Annotated in this window: 3 protein-coding genes and 1 pseudogene; 2 read left to right on the top strand and 2 right to left on the bottom strand. The window is 44.0% G+C overall.

The genetic code is table 11. The features are described 5' to 3' along the window. Window positions 1-170: 170 nt before the first annotated feature. Complete coding sequence (locus C7B77_RS25780) at window positions 171-539, bottom strand: response regulator transcription factor (RefSeq protein WP_106311717.1); 369 nt, start codon at window positions 537-539, stop codon at window positions 171-173. 278 nt (window positions 540-817) lie between these two features. Then, a pseudogene (locus C7B77_RS25785) lies at window positions 818-1150 on the bottom strand (JmjC domain-containing protein); the annotation flags it as partial. Between the two features lie 401 nt (window positions 1151-1551). Between C7B77_RS25785 and C7B77_RS25790 the strand changes: the two are divergent. Further along, window positions 1552-2175, top strand: coding sequence for a calcium-binding protein (locus C7B77_RS25790; protein ID WP_106311722.1), 624 nt, complete (start codon window positions 1552-1554; stop codon window positions 2173-2175). Window positions 2176-2285: 110 nt separating this feature from the next. Continuing rightward, a complete protein-coding gene (locus C7B77_RS25795) occupies window positions 2286-3746 on the top strand; it encodes a peptidylprolyl isomerase (protein WP_181244037.1) in 1461 nt (486 codons plus the stop codon). The last annotated feature ends 105 nt before the right edge of the window (window positions 3747-3851 follow it).

Raw genomic sequence — 3851 nt, forward strand, 5'->3', positions numbered from 1 at the left:
CCTCGTCCCCCCCGCTGTCTTGATGCGCGCTCGTCGGGTTTCCCGACGGGATCGCGCATCAAGACAGCGGGGGGGACGAGGAGTGCAAAAGCTAGAATCATACCTTAAACCAGCAACGCCCAAAATTGATAATTATCAATTATCAATTATCAATTATCAATTATCAATTATCAAACATCCTCTAGATACAATTTAACTTTGGCGAGCAAATCGATAAACTTAAACGGCTTAGGTAGATAATCATTCGCCCCCAACTGCAACACCCGTTGTCGATCTCGTTCGTCGCTCATTGCCGTCACGACAATAATCGGCAGATCGGGATTCTGCGCGCGCGTCTCTTGCAACACCGCCCAACCATCCATAATCGGCAAACCCAAATCTAACAGCAGCAAATCTACTGGCTGTTGCTCGATCGCTTGTAGTGCCTGGACACCATCCGCAGCGACGATCGTCTCAAAGCCACTTTTCTTCAACCCTTTCTCCACAAATGCCGCCAGACGCTCTTCGTCTTCAGCAATCAGAATTAATACTTTACTCATTGGATCTCAACAGAAGGCATTACTGGTACAAACTAGATACAGCCTCTGAACTCTCCACTAAAACAAGGAAATGCAGGTACATTTACCGATTTCGATCGATAGAATACAGACTCGTTCTCAATCTACCCCGATTTCAGACATTTAATTTAACTTCTTTGATGAGAATTTTCTCATGTTGAGATAAGAGAATCTTTGTGGAGTATAGATTGTTATTCAAGTTCGCTCGTATTACACTCGCTCGTCAAAGTTTAAAGCTTGAGATTAGACACTCAATTGCCCTAGTGATGTCGATCTCTATCGCGATCGAGGTATAAATAATTACCCTTTTTTCCGTATTTCCAAATACCCGATCGGCCACTCTGGTTTTCGATGTCGATCGTCAAATGTAAAGATGGTCGATCGCCAGCGATCTCGTAGTGCCAATGTCCGCGTGGAATATACAGCTCGTCACCTCGATCGAGCGAACGATCTATGTAGGGAAAAACCGCTGGCTGAGGCTGCGTTGACAAAGGGATTTTGGTGGTGGGATAGGGGACTGTCGCTGGATCCACGACCCATTTTTTCTCACCTTCGACTTGCAAAATAAACACTTCATGGGTGTCGTAATGACAATTAAAGCCTTGCTGCTATGGTGCTAAAAATTGTTGCAGATTTTTCATGACTTAAACGATTGCCTTTAAGTACAACTAAATAATAAAAATTCCTGAAAAGATTTATCTTATCAAAAGCAATTTTTAACTGGGTAATTCTAGATTGATTTAGCTCGGCTTTATCAACTTAAAGCCGACTTGTTGCACTAAAACATTGGGAAACCCGACTTTCGCCCAATGCTTTCCCCCCTTTCAATAATTCTTGCCGATCGCCATAACTACTAGAGAGCCAACAATTTGACAATCGATGACAAAACTGCCTCAAGTAGACAAGATAAGAAATCTCTCATTAAAATCTCATACAAATTTAATCTTGCAGTGATTTTATTGTATTGACGGATACACAATTAACGGAGTCAACCATGGTTTTTATCAGAACGGGCAATGACAGCGATAACATATTAAGAGGCAATCCACTCAACCGGAACGAAGACGCCATTCTCAAAGGTCGTGGCGGTAATGACAGCCTCCGTGGTTTTGAGGGTAACGATCTGTTATTGGGTGGCAAAAATGATGACAGTCTTTTTGGTGGATTAGGCAATGATATCCTCTCTGGTGATGACGATCTAAACCTGGGCGATAGCTCTGAATCGGGAAATGATATTTTGGTTGGTGGTTCGGGCGCGGATGTTTTGTATGGATTTGGAGACGACATTTTAGTCGGATCTGGGCCAAATAACTATAATGCCAACTTCCTCACCAATCTCCAAAACGATCCTTTTGCCATGCCGATCGCTGGGGATGGATTTCAAGACACTTTTGTCGCTGTTAATAAACCAGGTATTAGTTCTACTCTCACCATCGCAGGTTACGAACAAGGAATCGATCGAGTTGACTTCCGGTCTTTTGGGATTACTAGTAGCAGTCAGTTCAGTGAAATTCAAGATAAAGGTGGCTGGTTTGAAGCAGTTGCACCTGAATTTAATGGTTCGTCGCTGGTGCTCCGCATCAATGTCGATCCGACTGCTCTTACTTACGTTGTTTAATCACAATTTGAACTTAAGTTATTAGAGCCGCACAGATCCCCGACTTCTCCCAGAAGTCGGGGATCTGGTTGGTGGGATTTAGTAATAATTTTTCAATTCTCGATCGATCGATGCTGACAAACGAATCTGAATCTAATTTTATAAATACACTATCCCCGAGCGACGATCGACCGCCAGATCTTACCCCAACTAGTGAGAAGAGGATACTTAATTTAGATCTCGGTCACGATCGAATTTCTAGCGATTTGGTGGTGGAGCAATTAGCAGAATACCGATTATTATCCCAACAGGTCGAGGAAATAATTCTAGATAAATTATTAACACAAGCGGCGATCGATCTGAATATTCACATCGACTATAGTTCGGCAGAATTTGAGGAAAGATACACCCTCAATCGGCAATCTCGATCTTACAGAGGGATGAACTCGGCACAATTAACAGCAATCTCCGAACGCGAACTCAAATTACAAAAGTTTAAAGAGTTGCGCTGGGGAGATCGAGTAGCGGCATACTTTCAAACACACCAACCACAACTCGATCGAGTAACTATATCAACGATCGAAGTTGACGATTCTTTCATCGCTAACGAACTATTTTTTCGGATTAATGCTGACGAGCAATCGTTTGCGGAAATTGCACTAGAATATTCTCAAGATGCCTATCGGCAGACTGGCGGGACGATTGGCCCAGTTTTCTTTCGCGAGTTATCACCCAAGATCGGCGGAGTAGTTCGGAAATTACAACCAGGAGAATTATCTATCCCCTTGTTGATGGGTGGCAAATACCGTCTAATTCGGCTGGATCGATTAGAACCAGCCCAATTAAATGCCCAAATGCACAAACTTCTACTCGACGAACTATTTACTACTTGGTTTAAAGCTGAGATGGCGGTGGATGATAATTTAGGACTCGATCTTGCACCCGATCTCATCGTTAATTGTCTGAGCAGATCGAAATTACTCATCCCCTATCTCCGATCGACGATCGTTCGAGAAACTCTCACAAAATGGCAACAATCGGCAGAATACCAACTGTTATTGGCTAGTGCGCCACCGATTGAATCCGATCTCGATTCCAGTCAGTCGATCGCCGAGCCACTACCAAGATCGGTTATATTACAGCAGTACCAGCAGGCACAGTGGGGACACTTATTGAATAGCCGCTTTTTACAGTCTAAGTCCCAACTCGATCGAGTGCTATTTTCAGCCATCCAAGTAAAGGATTTCCATCTCGCTGTCGAACTATCTGCGCGCGTTGGGGAACGAGAACAATCTTTAACGAAACTCGCGATCGACTATTCTCAACACCCTACCGCTAAAATGGGTGGGACAGTCGGCCCGATCCAACTGGCTCAGTTACATCCACTAATTTACCGCCACCTCATCGCTCTCAAACCCAAACAACTTTCGCCTATTTTTCAACTAGACGGTAACTATGTGTTTTTGCGGCTTGAATGCTGGCTACCTGTAAAATTCGATCGGCAGATCCAACAACATTTCCTCAATGAGTTTTTTGAACAGTGGCTAGAGCAGCAAGTTGCCGAGCGAATTGGACTAATAGTCTTGGCGTAAATAATTGATAATTGCCTCTCCCTGTACTTTTTAGGTTACTGGCTACGTAGAACCCGGGTCTGGGGGGTCTCCCCCCAGACCCGGGTTCTACGTAGCCAGTAACCT

It is taken from the genome of Chamaesiphon polymorphus CCALA 037, assembly GCF_003003845.1.
Taxonomy (GTDB): Bacteria; Cyanobacteriota; Cyanobacteriia; order Cyanobacteriales; family Chamaesiphonaceae; genus Chamaesiphon; species Chamaesiphon polymorphus.

What these genes read in the sequence shown, in the direction of transcription:
- C7B77_RS25780 (WP_106311717.1), bottom strand. Translation starts at nt 539, where the DNA reads ATGAGTAAAGTATTAATTCTGATTGCTGAAGACGAAGAGCGTCTGGCG.
- C7B77_RS25790 (WP_106311722.1), top strand. Translation starts at nt 1,552, where the DNA reads ATGGTTTTTATCAGAACGGGCAATGACAGCGATAACATATTAAGAGGC.
- C7B77_RS25795 (WP_181244037.1), top strand. Translation starts at nt 2,286, where the DNA reads ATGCTGACAAACGAATCTGAATCTAATTTTATAAATACACTATCCCCG.